This window comes from Paenibacillus faecalis (assembly GCF_900289175.1).
Classification (GTDB): Bacteria; Bacillota; Bacilli; order Paenibacillales; family Paenibacillaceae; genus Paenibacillus_AQ; species Paenibacillus_AQ faecalis.
The window spans coordinates 3,778,496-3,798,241 of sequence record NZ_LT985747.1 but is presented as its reverse complement, the minus strand read 5'-3'; the positions used below and the strand labels follow the sequence as shown (position 1 = coordinate 3,798,241).

18 protein-coding genes and 1 riboswitch are annotated in these 19,746 nt (G+C 48.8%); all 18 genes read left to right on the top strand.

The features are described from left to right. The first annotated feature begins 48 nt into the window (after positions 1-48). The gene (locus tag C8268_RS17825) at positions 49-873 is read left to right on the top strand and encodes an MBL fold metallo-hydrolase (RefSeq protein ID WP_106768910.1); all 825 of its coding nucleotides are present in this window, start codon (positions 49-51) and stop codon (positions 871-873) included. A gap of 112 nt (positions 874-985) precedes the next feature. Continuing rightward, positions 986-3,127: a DNA topoisomerase III gene (locus C8268_RS17820; protein ID WP_106768909.1), complete on the top strand. Its 2,142-nt coding sequence runs from the start codon at positions 986-988 to the stop codon at positions 3,125-3,127. A 65-nt stretch (positions 3,128-3,192) separates the two neighbouring features. After that, positions 3,193-3,330, top strand: coding sequence for a hypothetical protein (locus C8268_RS22985; protein WP_199794867.1), 138 nt, complete (start codon positions 3,193-3,195; stop codon positions 3,328-3,330). Positions 3,331-3,523: 193 nt separating this feature from the next. Further along, the gene (locus C8268_RS17815) at positions 3,524-3,787 is read left to right on the top strand and encodes a DUF1294 domain-containing protein (RefSeq protein ID WP_106768908.1); all 264 of its coding nucleotides are present in this window, start codon (positions 3,524-3,526) and stop codon (positions 3,785-3,787) included. A gap of 134 nt (positions 3,788-3,921) precedes the next feature. Further along, a complete protein-coding gene (locus C8268_RS17810; protein WP_106768907.1) occupies positions 3,922-4,356 on the top strand; it encodes a universal stress protein in 435 nt (144 codons plus the stop codon). A 191-nt stretch (positions 4,357-4,547) separates the two neighbouring features. Continuing rightward, positions 4,548-4,649: riboswitch (purine riboswitch) on the top strand. A gap of 197 nt (positions 4,650-4,846) precedes the next feature. Continuing rightward, entirely contained in the window at positions 4,847-5,332 is a 486-nt protein-coding gene (gene purE, locus C8268_RS17805; RefSeq protein WP_106768906.1) for a 5-(carboxyamino)imidazole ribonucleotide mutase, read from the top strand. A gap of 38 nt (positions 5,333-5,370) precedes the next feature. Next, a complete protein-coding gene (gene purK / locus C8268_RS17800) occupies positions 5,371-6,543 on the top strand; it encodes a 5-(carboxyamino)imidazole ribonucleotide synthase (protein ID WP_106770010.1) in 1,173 nt (390 codons plus the stop codon). Between the two features lie 2 nt (positions 6,544-6,545). Continuing rightward, entirely contained in the window at positions 6,546-7,841 is a 1,296-nt protein-coding gene (purB, locus tag C8268_RS17795; protein WP_106768905.1) for an adenylosuccinate lyase, read from the top strand. 63 nt (positions 7,842-7,904) lie between these two features. Further along, positions 7,905-8,807 carry a phosphoribosylaminoimidazolesuccinocarboxamide synthase gene (locus C8268_RS17790; protein ID WP_106768904.1) on the top strand — a complete coding sequence of 301 codons (903 nt, stop codon included), beginning with the start codon at positions 7,905-7,907 and terminating at the stop codon, positions 8,805-8,807. A gap of 42 nt (positions 8,808-8,849) precedes the next feature. Next, positions 8,850-9,095, top strand: coding sequence for a phosphoribosylformylglycinamidine synthase subunit PurS (gene purS, locus C8268_RS17785; protein WP_106768903.1), 246 nt, complete (start codon positions 8,850-8,852; stop codon positions 9,093-9,095). Positions 9,096-9,097: 2 nt separating this feature from the next. After that, complete coding sequence (gene purQ, locus C8268_RS17780) at positions 9,098-9,790, top strand: phosphoribosylformylglycinamidine synthase subunit PurQ (RefSeq protein WP_106768902.1); 693 nt, start codon at positions 9,098-9,100, stop codon at positions 9,788-9,790. Further along, positions 9,768-12,011 carry a phosphoribosylformylglycinamidine synthase subunit PurL gene (purL, locus tag C8268_RS17775; RefSeq protein WP_106770009.1) on the top strand — a complete coding sequence of 748 codons (2,244 nt, stop codon included), beginning with the start codon at positions 9,768-9,770 and terminating at the stop codon, positions 12,009-12,011. The genes purQ and purL overlap by 23 nt, the downstream gene beginning before the upstream one ends. Beyond that, the gene (purF, locus tag C8268_RS17770; RefSeq protein WP_106768901.1) at positions 11,996-13,474 is read left to right on the top strand and encodes an amidophosphoribosyltransferase; all 1,479 of its coding nucleotides are present in this window, start codon (positions 11,996-11,998) and stop codon (positions 13,472-13,474) included. Before purL ends, purF begins: the two co-directional genes overlap by 16 nt. Before the next feature lie 184 nt (positions 13,475-13,658). Beyond that, entirely contained in the window at positions 13,659-14,699 is a 1,041-nt protein-coding gene (purM, locus tag C8268_RS17765; RefSeq protein WP_106768900.1) for a phosphoribosylformylglycinamidine cyclo-ligase, read from the top strand. After that, positions 14,699-15,310: a phosphoribosylglycinamide formyltransferase gene (gene purN / locus C8268_RS17760; RefSeq protein ID WP_106768899.1), complete on the top strand. Its 612-nt coding sequence runs from the start codon at positions 14,699-14,701 to the stop codon at positions 15,308-15,310. The genes purM and purN overlap by 1 nt, the downstream gene beginning before the upstream one ends. Positions 15,311-15,457: 147 nt before the next feature. Further along, entirely contained in the window at positions 15,458-17,005 is a 1,548-nt protein-coding gene (gene purH, locus C8268_RS17755) for a bifunctional phosphoribosylaminoimidazolecarboxamide formyltransferase/IMP cyclohydrolase (protein ID WP_106768898.1), read from the top strand. A 112-nt stretch (positions 17,006-17,117) separates the two neighbouring features. Next, the gene (purD, locus tag C8268_RS17750; protein WP_106768897.1) at positions 17,118-18,386 is read left to right on the top strand and encodes a phosphoribosylamine--glycine ligase; all 1,269 of its coding nucleotides are present in this window, start codon (positions 17,118-17,120) and stop codon (positions 18,384-18,386) included. A gap of 501 nt (positions 18,387-18,887) precedes the next feature. Further along, positions 18,888-19,304, top strand: coding sequence for a DUF1259 domain-containing protein (locus C8268_RS17745; RefSeq protein WP_106768896.1), 417 nt, complete (start codon positions 18,888-18,890; stop codon positions 19,302-19,304). The last annotated feature ends 442 nt before the right edge of the window (positions 19,305-19,746 follow it).

Genomic DNA, 19,746 nt, shown 5'->3' with positions numbered 1-19,746 from the left:
GGGTATATTAATACGAGGGTAATTCATGCTGGAATGGAGGTAGAGATCATGAACGAACATAACATGCTTAAAACAGGTGCAGTAAAGACGGAGGATGTCACATCTGATATTCTTTCTCTTCGCACGGCCATTGTAAATGTCCAGATGGTCGGGTCACCTTCAGGTGGGGATTGGGTTCTTGTAGATACCGGTCTTGGGATGTTTGCTGATTCCATTGTGAAGACGGCACATGACAGATTTGGCCGTCCCCCGAAATGTATTGTGTTGACTCATGGACATTTTGACCATGTTGGCAATGCGAAGGAACTGATGGAGCGCTGGAATGTTCCGATTTATGCACATTCATTGGAGCTTCCGTATCTGAATGGTAAAGCGGATTATCCGGTGGGCGATCCTTCTGTCGGAGGTGGTCTGATGGCTCGTGTTGCTCCGATGTATCCTCATAAGGGAATCGACCTGGGCGATCGAATCCATGTGCTTCCGGAGGATGGTACGATTCCAGGTCTTCCTGAATGGCGCTGGATTCCGACACCGGGCCACAGTCCGGGGCATGTATCTTTGTATCGCAAGCAGGATGGTGTGTTGATTGCAGGTGATGCGATCATTACCGTAAAGCAGGAGTCAGCCTTGGCTGTGATTGCACAAGAAAAGGAGCTTCACGGTCCCCCGGCTTATTTTACCCCGGATTGGGATGCTGCTCGTGAATCCGTACGCCGGCTTGCTACGCTTCGTCCCCGGATTGCGATAACAGGGCATGGCGTTTCCATGTCGGGTGATGAGCTGTCTGATTCGCTGCAGAGACTCGCACGGGATTTTGACCGTCTGGCCATTCCTGATCAAGGACGCTATGTAGAGAAGGAACGAGATCATTAGAGTAATATATAACGGGAGGTCAGCCAGAAAGTTCTGGATGGCCTTTTTTAGTAGCTTTTTGTCGTTAAAAGCGCGTGAGGGTATAATAGTATAGTAGAGAAAGGGGAGGGCTATGAAAGCATTAGTTTTGGCGGAGAAGCCGTCTGTAGCTAGAGAAATTGCACGAGTCATGGGGAGCCGCGAGAAGCACAAGAGTTATTTTGAAGGCCCCAAATATGTGGTAACCTGGGCGCTAGGACATCTGGTGGGACTGGCTGAGCCTGAGGATTATGATCATAAATACCAAACGTGGGCGCTGGAGGATTTGCCGATTCTTCCAGACAAAATGAAGCTGAAGGTGCTCCGGGAAACGAACCATCAATACAGGGCAGTTCAGTCTCTTCTCAAGCGAAAAGACATCGGGGAAGTGATCGTGGCGACAGATGCCGCCCGTGAAGGAGAACTGCTTGCTCGTTGGATTTTAAATATGGCGAAATGGAACAAGCCGTTTAAGCGTCTCTGGATTTCATCCCAGACAGACAAGGCAATCAAGGAAGGATTTGCTGCACTTAAGCCGGGAAGTCAGTTCGATCGACTGTATGAATCTGCACGTTGCCGGGCCGAAGCGGACTGGATGGTGGGCCTTAACGTCACCCGTGCTTTAACATGCAAATTTAACGCTCAGCTGTCAGCAGGACGTGTACAGACACCGACACTCGGGATGATTATGGAGCGGGAGAAGGAGATTACAGGTTTCCGCTCTCAAGAGTACGATACTATCAGTGTAGATTTGGGCAACTTTGAGGCTTCCTGGCGTCCTGCAAACGGAGATGGGCGCCTCTTTGACAAGAGCCAAGCCGAGAAGCTTAAACAGAAGGTGGAAGGCCGCCCCGGTCGTATTATCCGTGTGAAAAAGAGCGAAAAATCCGAGCCTCATCCGCTTGCGTACGATTTGACCGAGCTGCAGCGGGATGCGAACCGGCGTTTTGGATTTTCAGCAAAACAAACATCAAACGTGCTGCAAAAGCTCTATGAACAGCATAAGCTGGTGACTTACCCGCGTACCGACAGTAGGTACCTGACTTCTGATATGGTCTCCACGCTGAGAGAACGGCTCGAAAGCGTTGCAGTGGGTCCGTATGCATCGCTTGCGCGTCCGCTTATTCGCAAAAATCTGTCGCCAGGCAAGAGGGTGGTCGATGACAGCAAGGTTACTGACCACCACGCCATCATTCCGACGGAGGAAACGGTGCTGCTCAATAAATTGAGCACGGAGGAACGAAAGCTCTATGATCTGATTGTCCGGCGGTTTATCAGTCTGTTCTATCCTCCAGCCAAGTATGATGCTGTTTCGGTAACCGTTCAGATTGAGGGAGAAAACTTTTACGCAAAGGGAACGACTGTGAAAGACAGCGGCTGGCGTGAAGTGTATGGCGGTAATTATGAGGATGATGATGAGGACGACAGCTATGATGTTGAAGGCAGTAAAGAACAATCCGGACGTCTGCTGCCGGAGCTTTCTGAAGGGGAGCAGGTAACGGTTCGCCGCTGCATCATGAAATCGGGCCGAACTCAACCGCCGAAACGGTATACGGAAGCAGCGCTGTTATCTCAGATGGAAAAGCACGGACTGGGAACGCCAGCGACACGTGCAGATATCATTGAGAAGCTTGTCAGCTCCGACACCATTGAACGACAGGGACCATTGCTGCATCCAACCGGAAAAGGGAAGCAACTGATCGAATTGGTTGCACCTGCATTGAGAACTCCGCAGCTTACAGCAAAGTGGGAAGCCGATTTGGAGCGAATTGCGAAAGGCCAAGGCAAAGCGGAGCCGTTCTTGCGCGGAATTCGGGATATGACCAAGGAGCTGGTTTCCGGTGTGAAAGGTAGTAAAGCAGAATATAAGCCTCATAATGTATCGGTCAGCAGCTGTCCGGATTGCGGGACAAGACTGCTGGAGAAGAAAAGCAAGCGCGGCAAGTTTTTGGTATGCCCAACGGAAGATTGCGGATACAGACGATCAGCAGAGAAGCGTTTGTCCAACCGCCGCTGCCCGCAGTGTCATAAGAAAATGGAACTGAAGGAAGGCAAAGCCGGAGCGTACGTTCAATGTCTGGCGTGCGGCATTACCGAAACGTTGAAAAAGGACAGCAAGCATGTAAACAAGCGTGAGGAACGAAAGCTTTTACAGAAATACGGAAAGCAGGAGTCCATCGGCTCTAATCTGGGAGATTTACTGAAGGCAGCTATGGAGAAAAGCAAATCGGATTAAACAACGATGAGTAAGGCATAACCTGTTGAAGAATGGTTCATTCTACGAACAGGAGGTGATATGCCGTGCCACATCACAAACCGAGAAAAAGCGAAAATCAGCAGAACAAATCGAGCATTATGGAAGAAAGTAAGACGCTTAAGCCCAAAAAAGCTGAGGACTATGTTCCCAGTTTGAACGAAATTTCTAAACAGGAATCTTAAACTGTCCAGCGAATGTAGTTCGTTTTTGGCTGCCCGCAAAAGAGATATGGTTTTTATTTTTGCGGGCTTTTGGCGTTTTATAGTAGATAAATAACATCATTGTGTTCGCTTACATGTCGATCTATAATGAAAGTAAGGAATAATGATGCCTGTCAAATAAAAGTTTGACAGGGATTGGAGGTGCGAAAGCAGCTTGAGAACTGCGCTGGGCGCCTGGTTTGTATTTATAAATGTTGTAGCTTATCTGGTTATGTCGGATGATAAACGACGAGCCCAACTTGGAAAGGACCGTATTCCTGAAAGAACGTTATTTTTGCTTGCAGTTGTTGGAGGTGCCTTCGGCGTGTGGACGGCCATGTACCGAAAGCGGCATAAAACGAGACATTTATCTTTTAAAATAGGTATACCGCTGCTGTTATTTTTAAATGCAATTCTTTACGGATTTTTATGGAAGTAAGTTCGTGTCGTGTCCTACATACCCACGTGTTTTTTTGAACAAGTCGCTTTTGTGAAGGGAGGATTCATCTGTCCCTGTAATGGTTTAATGATGTTGCAGTTCGTCTTAACATGTTAACGAAAGAGGTGGCCTGTATGTTATTCACCAAAATTTTACTGGCTTATGACGGATCTAAAGCTTCGATCAAAGCGCTTGGCCGAGCGGTTGAGCTTGCTAAAGTGACACCGGGGGCTACACTCGATATTATACATGCATATGATTACCCGCGTTTTTTTGTCGGTGAAGGGCTTGCACCTATTCCGGCATCGCTTAACAAAGATATATATGACCTTGCGGTTCAGACAACGGATGAACTTAAAGAGCGTATGAAGCATGCCGATGTAGACAGCAGGGTTGAAATGATTCAAGGATCTCCGGCAGAGGTCATTTTGGAATATGCCAAAACAAATGAAGTTGACTTGATTGTGATCGGCAGCCGCGGCTTAGGCGGGATTCGAGAGTTTGTCCTCGGCAGCGTTAGCCACAATGTGGTCCAGCACGCAAAAATCCCCGTTCTTGTCGTGAAATAATATCTTTTTTAAAGGAACGCTTTTCATCTTTGTGCAGGATGTTAAAGGCGTTTCTTTTTTTTATTTCTTCAGGTGAAAAAACGAACATTGTTTTTATGTAATAAAAGAATGTTCGGGTTTAGGTTGACATAAGGCGTTGTAGATTGATAAACTGGACTTGTTCAAATACAAATCATCTTAATCAATGTAAATTTCAGTAATTTAATATATCTCGTATAAAGCCGGGAATACGGCCCGGAAGTTTCTACCCGAAAACCGTAAATTTTCGGACTACGAGGGAATACAGCGGTGCTGATGAGCTTTGAAGAATTGTTGTTTTGGGTTCTACGGCGAAATAACGTCAAGTTTCTTTCTTCTGCCTTTGTGCTGCAACGACACAGGAAGAAGGAAACAGTATTCCCGACAAGTCCGATGTCCCGCACATGATCATACGGGGAGCCGGACTTTTTTTATTAGAATTAAGAAAAAAGGTAAGGGAGCAGATGAATTCATGACGGTGCAAGTTGCAGTTATTATGGGGAGTCAGTCGGATTGGGAAACGATGTCCCATGCGTGCCAGGTACTGGATGAGCTGGGGATTTCGTATGAGAAAAAGGTTGTATCCGCACACCGAACACCGGATTTGATGTTCCGGTATGCAGAGGAAGCGGAAGCACGTGGTATTCGGGTCATCATTGCCGGTGCCGGAGGTGCTGCACATCTTCCGGGAATGGTCGCTGCCAAGACCGTACTGCCTGTCATCGGTGTTCCGGTTCAGTCGAAAGCTTTAAACGGTCTGGATTCTTTGCTCTCTATCGTGCAGATGCCAGGAGGCGTTCCGGTTGCAACGGTTGCGATCGGCCGGGCCGGAGCGGTCAATGCGGGGCTATTAGCTGCTCAAGTTTTAGGCTCCAGCGATCTGGATATTCGTGCCAAGGTTCAGGAGCGACGGGACCGGATTCGTGACGAAGTGCTGAAGGGCAGTGATGATCTATGACAGAGCATACGACTTTGCATCGTGATAATGGCAAGGGCATGAATCAGGGAAATGGGAGTCAGCGTAAAACATTGTTGCCGGGATCGGTGATCGGTGTTCTCGGGGGAGGACAGCTGGGCCGGATGATGGCGCTGGATGGAACGAAAATGGGCTACAGGTTCATTACATTGGAGCCGACGCCGAATTCTCCGCTCGGACAGATCGCTGAGCAGATTATCGCTTCATATGACGATGTGACAGCGGCGGAAGAACTCGCTTCTCAAGCCGATGTCATTACTTATGAATTCGAGAATGTGGATGCAGGCGTAGCGAAGTTGCTGGAGGAGCGTTCATACGTTCCGCAGGGGAGCAAGCTTCTTTATACGACTCAGCACCGGCTTCGCGAGAAAGCGGCTATCGAGGCCGCCGGAGTGCCAGTTGCGCCGTACCGAAAGATCACAAGCCTGGAAAGCTTGAAAGAAGCATCGGCTGAGCTCGGTCTCCCATGTGTGCTGAAGACAGCTACCGGTGGTTATGACGGGAAAGGTCAGATTGTCTTGCGTCAGGAAGAACAGCTGGAAGCTGCTTATGCGGAGCTGTCATCTACAGGCGCGGAACTCGTACTAGAGAAATTCATTTCGTTCACAAGTGAAATATCGGTAATAGCGGCACGTACGCCAGAAGGTGAAGTGAAAAGCTTTCCAACGGCTGAAAATATTCATGTGAACAATATTTTGCATCTGTCGATTGTGCCGGCACGAATACCGAGTGAGGTGCAGCGCAGAGCGTGCCAGCTTGCTGAACAGGTGGCCAAAGGCTTGAACGCTGTGGGACTGCTTGCCGTCGAGATGTTTTTGACAGAAGACGGTTCCCTCTATGTGAATGAAGTTGCACCAAGACCGCATAATTCGGGACATTACACGATGGAGGCATGCACGACTTCCCAGTTCGAACAGCATGTCAGAGCGATATGCAACCTTCCGCTTGGGGACACAACGCTGCTGAGCCCGGTCGTGATGGTGAACGTGCTGGGACAGCATCTGGATGAAGTGATTCGCCGCACTACTATGTATGATCCGGCAGCCGAGTCGCTGGGTGTTGTGTCGAAGCTTCATTTATACGGAAAAAGCGACAGTAAGCATAACCGCAAGATGGGCCATGTTAACCTGTTATGCGGAAGTGTGGAAGATGCGTTGGCATGGGTCGAGCAAACTAATATTTGGAGGCATTAATTATGATCGAACGTTATAGCAGACCGGAAATGCGGGCTATTTGGACCGAGGAAAACAAGTTCAGAGCCTGGCTTGAAGTGGAGCTGTGCGCTTGCGAAGCTTGGGCTGAGCTGGGGGTCATTCCGAAGGAAGATACAGTGAAGCTGCGAAAGAACGCTTCTTTTGACATTGAACGGATTTATGAAATTGAGCAGGAGACTCGTCACGATGTCATTGCCTTTACGCGTGCGGTTTCAGAAAGTCTTGGTGAGGAACGCAAATGGGTTCATTACGGTTTGACCTCCACGGATGTAGTGGATACGGCGAACGGTTATCTGCTGAAGCAGGCCAATGATATTTTGGAGCAGGATATTCTTCGTTTTATCGGGATTTTGCGGGAGAAGGCAATAGCGTATAAACATACGCCGATGATGGGGCGTACGCACGGCGTACATGCAGAGCCCACAACCTTCGGATTGAAAATGGCACTGTGGCATGAAGAGATGATCCGCAATCTGGAGCGATTCCGCCATGCAGCGGACGGCGTGCAATACGGCAAAATTTCCGGTGCTGTGGGTACGTATGCAAACATCGATCCTTTTGTAGAGCAGTTTGTCTGCCAGAAGCTTGGTACCAAAGCCGCTCTGATCTCAACCCAGACGCTGCAGCGTGATCGCCATGCTGAATATATGGCAACTCTGGCCTTGATCGCTACGTCGCTTGATAAATTCGCCACCGAAATACGTGCGCTCCAGAAGAGTGAAGTGCGTGAAGTGGAGGAGGCTTTTGCTAAAGGTCAAAAGGGTTCCTCCGCGATGCCGCATAAACGGAATCCGATCGGCTCCGAAAATATTTCCGGTCTAGCCCGCGTCATTCGCGGCCATATGGTATCTGCTTATGAAAATGTGCCGCTATGGCATGAGCGTGACATTTCCCACTCTTCGGTGGAACGTGTCATTTTGCCGGATGCGACGATGCTGCTGAACTATATGCTGAACCGTTTCGGCAACATCGTGAAGAACCTGACTGTATTCCCGGACAACATGAAGCGTAACATGGCACGAACTTATGGGGTTCCTTTCTCGGGCCGTGTGATGACGAAGTTGATCGACAAAGGCTTCAGCCGCGAGCAGGCTTATGATACGGTGCAGCCGCGGGCGATGCAAGCATGGGAAGAACAGCGCCAGTTCAGAGAGATTGTTGAGTCGACACCGCAAATTACGGAAGTGCTTAGCGCGGAGGAAATAGAGGATGCATTTAACCCGAGCTGGCATCTGAAGCATGTGGATACGATTTTTGAGAGGCTGGGTCTGAACTAAAGTACCGATTTGTGCCGAGTGCATCAGCAGTAATCAGAAAGTAAAGAGGGAGTGGGATAAAACATGGCATTACCTGCGCTTGCTACAGCTGTTGACTTGGTCGATGCGCCTCTTTTGTACAAAGGCAAGGTTCGAGAGTTGTACGATCTGGGAGAACATATGCTGATCGTGGTCACGGACCGTATCTCGGCCTTTGACTATGTGCTTGATCCCCCTGTTCCTGCCAAGGGAGTGGTGCTGAATAAGCTGAGCTCGTTCTGGTTTGATCAGACCAAGCATTTGATTCACAATCATGTGGTCCATACGGATGTCAATCAGCTTGGGGATATTGTCAAAAACAAAGAACTGCTGGACGGTCGCATCATGGTGGCCCGGAAGGCAGAGCGTATCGATATTGAATGTGTTGTACGAGGTTATATTACCGGCGGCGGTTGGCGTCAGTACCAGGCAGCCGGCGAGGTTAACGGAATCCGTCTTCCAGAAGGGATGCGCAAAAATGAGCCGTTCCCTGAGCCGATCTTCACGCCTGCCTTCAAGAATGATGTCGGTCATGATGAAGATATCTCGATGGAGCGGATGAAGGAACTCGTGAGCGAAAAGCTTGCATTGGAGCTTCAGGAACAGAGCTTGAAGTTATACCGGTTCGGGCGTGATTACTGCGCGGAGCGGGGAATTATTTTGGCGGATTGTAAATTTGAATTTGGTCTGATTGACGGCAAGGTGATTGTCATCGATGAGATGTTCACACCGGATTCATCCCGTTTCTGGGATAAGGGCAATTATGCGCTTGATATTGAAATCGACAGTATGGACAAAGAGCCGGTACGCACGTATCTAGCGTCATCGGATTGGGACAAGAACAGCAAGCCGCAACCGCTGCCAGTATCTGTTGTTGAGGAAACGTCGAATCGTTATACCGAGATTTACCGCCGGATCACGGCATCAAGTGTTACCAGCCAGTCTTAAGTAGGCAATGATCATATACGATACCGAGGAGGAACAGGGAAGATGTTAAAAGCTAAGGTTTATGTCACCATTAAACAAAGCGTATTAGATCCGCAAGGGGTAGCGGTACAGGGAGCTCTCCATTCCGTAGGGTTTCAAGAAGTGGAAAGTCTTCGAATCGGAAAGTATATGGAGCTGGAACTGAATACAGATAACCGCCAGGAGGCGGAGGAACGTCTGAAGCAAATGTGCGAAAAGCTTTTGGCCAATACGGTAGTTGAAGATTATCGTTTTGAATTGGAGGGCTAAACATGAGATTTGCAGTACTTGTCTTCCCTGGCTCCAACTGTGATATTGATTGTTATAAAGCCGTGGAGCAGGCATTGGGAGAGCCGGTCGATTATGTATGGCATACCGAAACGGATCTGTCGTCCTATGATTGCATCCTGATTCCCGGTGGTTTCTCTTATGGAGATTACTTGCGGTGCGGTGCGATTTCCCGGTTCGCCCCGGTTATGAACGAAGTGGCCAAAGCGGCGGAAGAAGGAAAATTGATTTTGGGGATATGTAATGGATTTCAGATTTTGACGGAAGCGGGCCTACTGCCAGGTGTGCTGCGCCGGAATGAATCCATGAAATTCCGTTGTCATGACAGTGTGCTTAAAGTAGTAAATCATGAAACACCGTTTACACGCAATTATACGGAAGGGCAAGAAATCGTTATACCGATTGCCCACGGTGAAGGCAACTATTATTGTGATGAAGCTACACTGCAAAAGCTCCGGGACAACCGGCAAATCGTATTTACGTATAAGGATAATCCAAATGGCTCCGTCTCGGATATTGCAGGGATTTGTAACGAGCTCGGCAATGTGCTCGGCATGATGCCTCACCCGGAACGGGCTGTCAGCAGCCTACTCGGTTCAGAAGACGGAAAGGCAATGTTTACATCCATTATTCAAACATGGAGGGATCGTCATGGTGCAGCAGCAAGTGTCCGCTAAAGAACCAACCGCAGAGGAAATTGCAGAGTTGCGGATTTATGAGCAAATGGGCGTATCAGATAGCGAGTATGAGCTGATCTGTTCTTTTATGGGACGAAAGCCTAACTATACAGAAATTGGTGTCTTTAGTGTCATGTGGTCGGAGCACTGTGCTTATAAAAATTCGAAGCCGCTGTTGCGCCGTTTTCCAACCATTGGTTCCCGTGTTCTGATGGGGCCTGGAGAAGGCGCAGGTATTGTTGATATCGGCGATAACCAGGCCGTCGTGTTTAAAATCGAAAGCCATAACCATCCGTCTGCTGTAGAACCCTATCAAGGAGCAGCTACGGGTGTGGGCGGTATTATTCGTGATATTTTTTCGATGGGTGCAAGACCAGTTGCCCTGCTGAATTCTTTGCGTTTTGGCAAGCTAGAAAGTGACCGCGTTAAATATCTGTTCGAGCATGTCGTCTCCGGTATTGCCGGCTATGGGAACTGCATCGGGATTCCAACGGTTGGCGGAGAGGTTGTCTTTGATGATAACTATGACGGGAATCCGCTTGTGAACGCGATGTGTGTAGGCATTATTGATCATGACAAAATACAGCGCGGTGTCGCTAAAGGCGTGGGGAATCCAGTCTTTTACGTTGGCCCTCCAACCGGGCGAGACGGTATTCACGGTGCAACCTTCGCATCTGTTGAGCTGACTGAGGAATCGGAAGCGAACCGAACAGCCGTTCAAGTCGGTGATCCGTTTATGGAGAAGCTTGTTATGGAGGCTTGCCTGGAGCTTATTAATAGCGGCATTGTCCTGGGGATTCAGGATATGGGTGCAGCTGGACTGACTTGTTCAAGCGCTGAGATGGCAAGCAAGGCGGGTAACGGGTTAGAACTGTATTTGGATGAGGTGCCGCAGCGGGAAGAGGGCATGACGCCTTATGAAATGATGCTGTCCGAATCCCAGGAGCGGATGCTGTTCGTCGTGGAGCCGCAAAATGAAGAGAAGGCCATGGAAATCTTTGAACGCTGGGGCGTGATATGCGCTAAAGTCGGAAAGGTGACGGATGACGGACGTTTGCGGCTGCTTCACCAAGGTGAAGTGGTAGGGGATATGCCTGTAGAGGCGCTGGTCGATCAATGTCCGGTGTATCACAAACCTTCCGCCGTTCCTGCTTATTATGAAGCTCAGGCTTCAATTGATACGCTTCGTTATGAGGAAGTGAAGGATCTTGGCGGCGCTCTTAAAAAGGTGCTTGATTCCCCAAGCGTTGCCAGCAAAGCATGGGTTTACAATCAATATGACTATATGGTTCGCACGAGTACGGCTGTTCGACCAGGGTCTGATGCCGCTGTCGTGACGGTTGACGGTACACGCAAGGCGCTTGCAATGACAACAGACTGCAACGGACGCTACGTATACCTCGATCCGGAGGTGGGCGGGAAGATCGCAGTCAGCGAGGCGGCCCGCAACATTGTATGCTCCGGTGCCGAGCCGCTCGCGATTACGGACAATCTGAACTTTGGAAGTCCAGAAAAACCGGAAATTTTCTGGCAGATGGAGTGTGCGGTTGACGGGATGGCTGAAGCTTGCCGCATGCTGAACACGCCGGTGATCGGCGGTAACGTCAGTCTCTACAATGAGAACGAGAAGGGTGCGATTTACCCGACACCTGTTGTAGGAATGGTAGGTCTGATTCATGATACCGATCATATTACAACCCAGGATTTCAAAGCGGAGGGTGATGTGATCTATCTGCTGGGAGAAACACGGGCAGAGCTTGGCGGCAGTGAGTTCCAGGCGATTGTACATGGTGTTTCGGAGGGCAGACCTCCAGTTCTTGATTTGCATACGGAGAAAAAATTGCTGGACAGCGTTCTGACCTCTATTCAGTCCGGGTTCGTCCGCTCCGCTCACGATGTATCTGAAGGCGGACTTGCGGCAGCTTTGGCTGAAAGCTGTATCAGTGGAAATATCGGAGCACAGATCAGCTTGAACACGGAGCTGAGACATGATATTGCGCTCTTTAGTGAAAGCCAGTCTCGTATTATTCTTTCTATATCCCCTGACAAGCAGTCTGATCTGGAACAATTGCTTAAAGAAGCGGGTGTCCCATTCGCAGCCATTGGCCGGGTTGGCGGAGAGAATTTAAGTATCCATATTAACGGTACTTCCGCTTTGCAGGAATCGGTGGAGGTTTTGAAATCCGTCTGGGAGGATGCCATCCCATGTCGAATGAAGTAACACCGGAAAGATTATGGACTGGTGATTATTATAACCAAGGGACGGGAAAGAGCGATATTTTCGATAAGCTCAAGGAGGAGTGCGGCGTGTTCGCGGTGTTCGGACACCCGGATGCCGCCTCACTTTCCTATTACGGGTTGCATGCGCTTCAGCACCGCGGTGAGGAAAGTGCAGGAATTTGTACAGCCGGCGGACATGAGTTTAACTACCATCGGGGTATGGGTTTGGTTAAAGAAGTGTTTGACAAGGATCGGCTGGGTTCGTTAACAGGCAATATGTCGATCGGACATGTTCGTTACTCGACCAGCGGGGACAGCCGCTTAAGCAATGCACAGCCGCTTGTTTTCAAATACCGTGAGGGCGATCTGGCGATTGCTACCAACGGCAATATTGTCAATGAGCCGATGCTTCGGCAAGAGTTAGAAAGTTCAGGATCGATCTTCCAAACGACAAGTGATACGGAAGTGATCGCTCATTTGATCGCACGATCACCCAAGGATTTTGTCGAAGCGGCCAAGGATGCGCTCAAGCGTCTTGTTGGCGGATTCGCTTTCTTACTGATGACCAATGACAAGCTGTTGGTTGCTTCTGATCCGAACGGCCTTCGACCTTTAACGATGGGGCGTCTCGGCAGTGCTTATATATTTGCATCTGAAACGTGTGCGATGGAAGTTATCGGTGCGGAGCCGATCCGTGACATTGAACCGGGCGAGCTGCTCGTACTGGACGCAAACGGACTGCATGAGGACCGATATACGGAGCCTGCACGAAAAGCGCTGTGCGCGATGGAGTATATATACTTCTCCCGTCCGGACAGTGATCTGAACGGATCGAATCTCCATTCCGCCCGTAAACGGATGGGCAGCAAGATGGCCTTGGAGTCATTCGTTGATGCGGATGTCGTAACCGGCGTTCCGGATTCCAGCATTTCAGCTGCGATTGGATATGCCGAGCAGACGGGCATACCATATGAGCTTGGGCTGATCAAAAACAAATATACCGGCCGAACCTTTATCCAGCCGAGCCAGGAGCTGCGTGAGCAGGGTGTGAAGATGAAGCTGAGTGCGGTGCGGCGTGTGGTGGAAGGTAAGCGAGTCGTCATGATTGACGACTCCATCGTGCGCGGGACAACGTCCCGGCGGATCGTCAATCTGCTACGCGATGCAGGAGCGTCTGAAGTGCATGTGCGCATTACTTCGCCGCCGTTCAAGAACCCTTGCTTCTACGGTATAGACACACCAGATCGGCGGGAGCTTATCGCTTCCGCGAAAAGTATTGAGGAAATACGCCAGGAGATCAATGCCGATTCCTTGTCGTTCCTGAGCGCGGAAGGGCTGATTGCAGCGATCGGTGGATATGATGTAGAGAATTATAAGGGCGGGCTGTGTCTGGCATGTTTTGATAATGATTATCCGACCCGTCTTGATTTTAAAGGCGAGGAAAAGATGGGCTGCAATCGCTGATTTTCAGTTCCGGAGCAGCCAAGGGGCAGGTGCACGGCTGTCTCCGGATATCTTTGATTTTTTGTATAACGTATGTTTTGTCGTTGGAGAATGGCGGAAGTCGTTTAAGTTTGTCTGCTGAGTCATTAAGGTTATTGAATATTATTCAACTTAATTCTCTTTTTAACAAAGGAGTGTAAAGCACGTGTCTGATACTTATAAAAACGCCGGTGTAGATATTGCGGCAGGCAATGAAGCGGTTGAACGGATGAAAAAGCACGTCAAAACGACGTTTAGACCGGAAGTGATGACGGATCTGGGCGGATTTGGAGCGCTGTTTCAACTGAATAAGGATCAATATGAAGAGCCGGTTCTCGTCTCGGGCACCGACGGCGTCGGCACAAAGCTGAAGCTCGCATTTGCGATGGACCGTCATGATACCATCGGAATGGACGCAGTGGCTATGTGCGTAAACGATGTTGTGGTGCAAGGTGCGGAACCGCTCTTTTTTCTCGATTATTTAGCTTGTGACAAAGTGATCCCTGCAAAAATCGAGTCGATTGTCAAAGGGATCGCGGACGGCTGCAATCAGGCCGGATGTGCTTTAATCGGCGGGGAAACGGCAGAAATGCCGGGAATGTACGCTGAGGGAGAATATGATATCGCCGGATTTACGGTCGGGATTGTCGACAAAAGCAAGATGATTAACGGATCATCGATTTCAGCTGGTGACGTTGTCCTCGGACTGGCTTCAAGCGGCGTGCACAGCAACGGTTTTTCACTCGTTCGAAAGCTGCTGTTAGAAGAAAAGGGATATGCATTGGATAAGGTCATGCCTGAGCTGGGCAAACCCCTTGGTGATGTTTTGCTTGCTCCAACCAAGATTTATGTGAAACCGCTGCTGGCTTTGATGAAGGAAATTGATGTGAAAGGGATGGCACATATTACGGGCGGTGGATTTATTGAAAATATTCCGCGTATGCTGCCGGATCACGTCAATGTTGACATCGAATACGGTTCATGGCCGATCTTGCCGATCTTTAAGCTGATGCAGGAGCAGGGCAATATTTCAAACAAAGACATGTTTACGACTTTTAATATGGGAATCGGCATGGTTGTTGTCGTATCAAAGCAGGATGTTGATAAAACAATGCAGCTTCTGCGTTCTTCCGGGGAAGAGCCTTTTGTTATCGGCCATGTCACAGAAGGAGAGCGAGCTGTTACCTTTACAGGAGCGGATGTGTGATGGGCTCATACCGAATTGCAGTGTTCGCTTCTGGCACAGGAAGCAACTTTCAGAGTTTAGTTGACGCGCAAGCCAGTGGTGTACTCGGTGGAGAAATTAATCTGTTGGTATGCGATAAGCCGCAGGCACCTGTCATTCAGCGGGCCCGCGAAGCGGGGGTTGACATGTTTGTATTTCAGCCGAAGGATTATGCATCAAGAGAGGATTATGAACGCGAGATCGCGTTGGAACTGCAGCGACGAAAGATTGATCTGATTGTCCTGGCAGGTTATATGCGGCTGCTTACTTCCGTATTGGTTGAACCTTATACCGGTCGAATGATTAACATTCATCCGTCTCTGTTGCCTTCGTTTACGGGTAAAAATGCGATAGGACAGGCATTGGAATACGGGGTGAAGATAACCGGAGTCACCGTTCATTTTGTAGATCAAGGAATGGATACTGGTCCGGTCATTGCTCAGCGTGCTGTAGAAGTAGTTGAGGGGGATGATGAAGCATCCCTGACCCGGCGAATTCAAGCTGTTGAAAAGCAGTTGTATCCTGAAGTCGTATCCTGGTTTGCGGCGGGGAAAATTAGGTTGATCGATCGTGATGTGACCATGGAAATCTGAAAAAGATAAGGCTGGACAAAGCATTTAGTGATCGACATATTCGATATTTCTCGGGAAATACTTTGGCAATTATCTGTTATCGACAGCGTTTATGTTACAAAGACAAATATATGGGAGAACTTTCGAAAATGTTAGGGAGGAATGAACGTGAGTATCAAAAGAGCGCTCGTTAGCGTTTCAGACAAGACGGGGATCGTGGAGTTTTGCCGCGAATTGGCTTCTCTTGGGATGGAGATTATTTCAACAGGAGGGACAAAAAATCTGTTGGCCCAAGAGGGAGTACCGGTTATCGGCATTTCAGACGTTACGGGGTTTCCAGAAATCTTGGACGGACGCGTCAAGACGCTTCATCCGGCAGTGCATAGCGGTTTGCTGGCTGTTCGTGACAGCAGCGAACATCGTCGCCAAATGCAGGATTTGGGGCTTGATTATATTGATCTGGTAGTTGTAAATCTGTATCCATTTCAGGAAACCATTGCCAAGCCTGATGTTAAATACGAGGATGCAATTGAGAATATTGACATCGGCGGTCCGACGATGCTTCGCTCTGCCGCGAAAAACCATGCATTTGTCAGTGTGGTCGTAGATGCGAACGATTATCATACCGTGCTGGAGGAAATCCGCCGTGATGGAGATACGACACTTGAAACCCGTAAACGCCTTGCAGCGAAGGTGTTTCGTCATACCGGAGCGTACGACACGCTTATTTCCGAGTATTTGTCGAATGTAACAGGTGATCCGATGCCGGAACGCTTTAGTGTAACTTATGAGAAAATCCAGGATTTGCGCTATGGAGAGAACCCGCATCAGAAAGCGGCATTTTATAAGAAACCGCTGGCTCCGAGCGGGACTCTGACGACTGCGGAGCAGCTTCACGGGAAGGAACTGTCATACAACAACATTAATGATGCCAATGCTGCGCTGCAAATGGTAAAGGAATTTGATGAACCGGCTGTCGTTGCGGTAAAGCATATGAATCCTTGCGGTGTGGGTGTTGGCACGAATGTACTTGAAGCGTTCAGAAAAGCCCATGATGCCGATCCGGTATCGATCTTTGGCGGGATTGTCGCTGCCAACCGCACGATTGATGCGCCGACAGCCGAGCTGCTGAAAGATATTTTCTTAGAGATTATTTTAGCTCCGGATTTCACAGCAGAAGCTTTGGAGTTGCTTACGAAGAAGAAGAATATTCGTCTGCTAAAAATGGGCGAATTCGGTTCCGCGAAAGATCGCAAAAGCGTGCTTACGGTAACGTCGATCGAAGGCGGTATGATCGTACAAGAGAGCGATGTTCATTCACTGGATGCGTCGGATCTGAAGGTCGTTACCGATCGCCAGCCAACGGATGCTGAGCTAAAGCAGCTGTTGTTCGGATGGAAAGTCGTGAAGCACGTGAAATCGAATGCGATTGTGCTTGCTGCTGACGATATGACGGTAGGCGTTGGTGCAGGTCAGATGAATCGTGTCGGTTCCGCTCGGATCGCTGTAGAGCAGGCCGGTGAGAAGGCTAAGGGAGCCGTGCTGGCGTCGGATGCTTTCTTCCCGATGGGAGATACAGTTGAGCTTGCGGCGAAAGCTGGAATTACGGCGATCATTCAGCCGGGAGGATCGATCAAGGATGAAGAGTCGATCAAAGCGGCCAATGAGCACGGAATTGCCATGGTGTTTACAGGGGTAAGACATTTCAAGCATTGATATGTGAAAGCAGGAGGAATCCGAGGAGGTCGGCAGCGCTACCGTTTTTTCGGATTCAGCCATTATCGAAAGGGTAGGTATATCGATCCTAATATGAAACGGGAGGTACAGCATGGACATTTTGGTTATCGGAGGCGGAGGACGCGAGCATGCCATCGTCTGGGCATTGTCCAAGAGCCCGAAGGCGGGAACGATCTATTGCGCGCCGGGCAATGCTGGCATTGCCCAGTTAGCACAGTGCGTGCCGATTGCCGTTTCGGATTTTGACAAACTTACGGCTTTGGCAGAGGAGAAGCAGGTGGGACTTGTGGTCGTCGGACCAGATGATCCGCTCGCTGACGGCATCGTAGATGCATTTGACAAGACCGGCATCCCTGTTTTTGGCCCTCGTAAAAATGCGGCTGAGATTGAAGGCAGCAAAACCTTTATGAAGGACCTACTGCAGAAATACGGCATTCCGACTGCCGCCTACCAAAAGTTCGAAAACTACGATGAGGCGCTTGCTTACCTGCGGGAGCAAAAGGCGCCGATCGTCATTAAGGCTGACGGTCTGGCTGCAGGAAAAGGGGTTACCGTTGCGCGGACGATGGAGGAGGCTGAAGAGGCACTCTACAGTATGATGCAGTCCAAAGTATTCGGTGAAGCCGGCAGCCGGGTTGTGATCGAGGAGTTCCTGGAAGGGCAGGAAATGTCGATTCTATCTTTTGTTGACGGAGAGGTCGTCAAGCCGATGTCCGCTGCCCAGGATCATAAGCCTGTATATGATGGGGATAAGGGGCCGAATACGGGCGGTATGGGAACGTACTCTCCACTGCCTCATATTGATTCGTCCATCATTGAAGAGGCTGTTGAAACGATTATTAAACCGACGGCGAAGGCGATGGTTGCAGAGGGACGTCCGTTTCGCGGCGTTTTGTTTGCGGGACTGATGATCACGCCGGAGGGCAAGCTGAAGACAATAGAGTTTAATGCGAGATTCGGGGACCCGGAGACGCAGGTAGTGCTGCCGCGGCTGAAGACCGATCTGCTTGAGGTATTTCTGGCAGCGGTTCAAGGCAGGCTGGCTGACCTGGAGCTGGAGTGGAGCGATGAGGCTGCGGTGTGCGTTATTCTGGCATCCGGCGGTTATCCGGCTTCGTATCCAAAAGGTCTGCCCATTTCCGGTCTGGAGCTGGAAGTGGGCAGCTGCCTAGTCTTCCATGCAGGGACATCCCGGGATAAAGATGGAACGTGGCGAACGAACGGGGGACGTGTGCTTGGCGTTGTCGGCCTTGGGCCGGACATTGAAGCTGCGCGGAGAGCCGCTTATGAACGCGCGGAACAGATCCATTTTGAAGGGAAGCACTGCCGTTCGGATATTGCACTAAAAGCGCTGATATAAGATGGATAGCTATAGAAGAAAGAAGAAGGAGCTCTCATATTGAGGCCTCCTTCTTCTTTGTCGTTATATTATATATGTTGAACGAAAGAAACGGCTTGCCTAAGGCGAAAGAGAGCAGAATCATTTTGGAGAAACGGCAGTGTTCGCCTTTGTAGTCAAATGATCACCCTGAACAGTTTAGATCAAAATAATTTGGCTACAACAGCGATCGGAAAAATGATCTGCTTTCAAACGATAAGGCTGGTAAAAATGTTTAGTTCAACTTATATAGCTTATTTTCTATTTATTTGTTGTTTATCTGGAATTTATTTTTCATAGATGGAATTTAAAAATAATTTGAAGGAGAGCTTTGTGGATAGGACAACGTTTTTTTGAGCGAAGAGATTGGTTATAGGTCTGCTTCAATATATTTAGCCCATTTCTTGATCTCAATAGGTCAATGTACCAAACACTTCCCTTGGTTAAATCATATGTTGTTGCAAAACCAAGAGGAGGTATTACATGTCACAGGTTAAAGTGAGTCGTCGATTCCAAAGATTATGTGATCAATTTGCGAGAATATTAGGTGGAGAGCATGAAATCGATCCGGGACCGGTCTGTTTTGTCAGCCGTGCTCGAAATTTTAATGCAACAATCTTAGGAAGACGTACGACATCTCCGCTCGTTCGTTATCAACTTTTCTCATTTGAATCCCTTGATTCGTCAGGGCGTGCGCTTTGCTTAGGGGAAACGGCAGTTTTCCAAAACCAAGCGAATCGTTTAATTAGAAATCTTCAACGGAACGGTATTACCGTGACTGCTTTGCATAACCACTGGCTGAAAGAAAGCCCAAGATTAATGTATATTCACTGGGAATCCATTGATAATCCTATTGCATTTGCCAGAAAAACGAAAGCTTCTATCGCTTTCCTCGGATAAATTAAATGACAACCTTGGTCCGGTTATTCCAACTGGACCAAGGTTGTTTTCATGATCACTTTTGAAGAACTTCAAAAGTAGAATCTATTCATTGACGCATTATCCTGCTCTTTGAGCAAACGTTTGCCCAAAATTATTTTACGAATATAGACTAATCCTTTGAATATTGTGTAAATCTACAATTTTTCAGCAATAAAATCGAGAAATGTTGCGAAATAATGTGAAAACAAGAGTTAGATTTAGGATAATGTACAAAAATCACTTGAAATACAGTGTGCAAACGTTTTTACAACATGACATTGTTGATGTATGATTACATTAGTGGTTGAAGCGCTTTCAGCATGCAGAATGTAGAAAAATCCCGCTGTAACTACATATGGGAAGCTGAATTAAAGCATCCCTGAAAACGTTTGCGCTGATATCCAACTTTTTCTGCACTTAT

What these genes read in the sequence shown, in the direction of transcription:
- C8268_RS17825 (WP_106768910.1), top strand. Translation starts at nt 49, where the DNA reads ATGAACGAACATAACATGCTTAAAACAGGTGCAGTAAAGACGGAGGAT.
- C8268_RS17820 (WP_106768909.1), top strand. Translation starts at nt 986, where the DNA reads ATGAAAGCATTAGTTTTGGCGGAGAAGCCGTCTGTAGCTAGAGAAATT.
- C8268_RS17810 (WP_106768907.1), top strand. Translation starts at nt 3,922, where the DNA reads ATGTTATTCACCAAAATTTTACTGGCTTATGACGGATCTAAAGCTTCG.
- purE (WP_106768906.1), top strand. Translation starts at nt 4,847, where the DNA reads ATGACGGTGCAAGTTGCAGTTATTATGGGGAGTCAGTCGGATTGGGAA.
- purK (WP_106770010.1), top strand. Translation starts at nt 5,371, where the DNA reads ATGAATCAGGGAAATGGGAGTCAGCGTAAAACATTGTTGCCGGGATCG.
- purB (WP_106768905.1), top strand. Translation starts at nt 6,546, where the DNA reads ATGATCGAACGTTATAGCAGACCGGAAATGCGGGCTATTTGGACCGAG.
- C8268_RS17790 (WP_106768904.1), top strand. Translation starts at nt 7,905, where the DNA reads ATGGCATTACCTGCGCTTGCTACAGCTGTTGACTTGGTCGATGCGCCT.
- purS (WP_106768903.1), top strand. Translation starts at nt 8,850, where the DNA reads ATGTTAAAAGCTAAGGTTTATGTCACCATTAAACAAAGCGTATTAGAT.
- purQ (WP_106768902.1), top strand. Translation starts at nt 9,098, where the DNA reads ATGAGATTTGCAGTACTTGTCTTCCCTGGCTCCAACTGTGATATTGAT.
- purF (WP_106768901.1), top strand. Translation starts at nt 11,996, where the DNA reads ATGTCGAATGAAGTAACACCGGAAAGATTATGGACTGGTGATTATTAT.
- purN (WP_106768899.1), top strand. Translation starts at nt 14,699, where the DNA reads ATGGGCTCATACCGAATTGCAGTGTTCGCTTCTGGCACAGGAAGCAAC.
- purD (WP_106768897.1), top strand. Translation starts at nt 17,118, where the DNA reads ATGGACATTTTGGTTATCGGAGGCGGAGGACGCGAGCATGCCATCGTC.
- C8268_RS17745 (WP_106768896.1), top strand. Translation starts at nt 18,888, where the DNA reads ATGTCACAGGTTAAAGTGAGTCGTCGATTCCAAAGATTATGTGATCAA.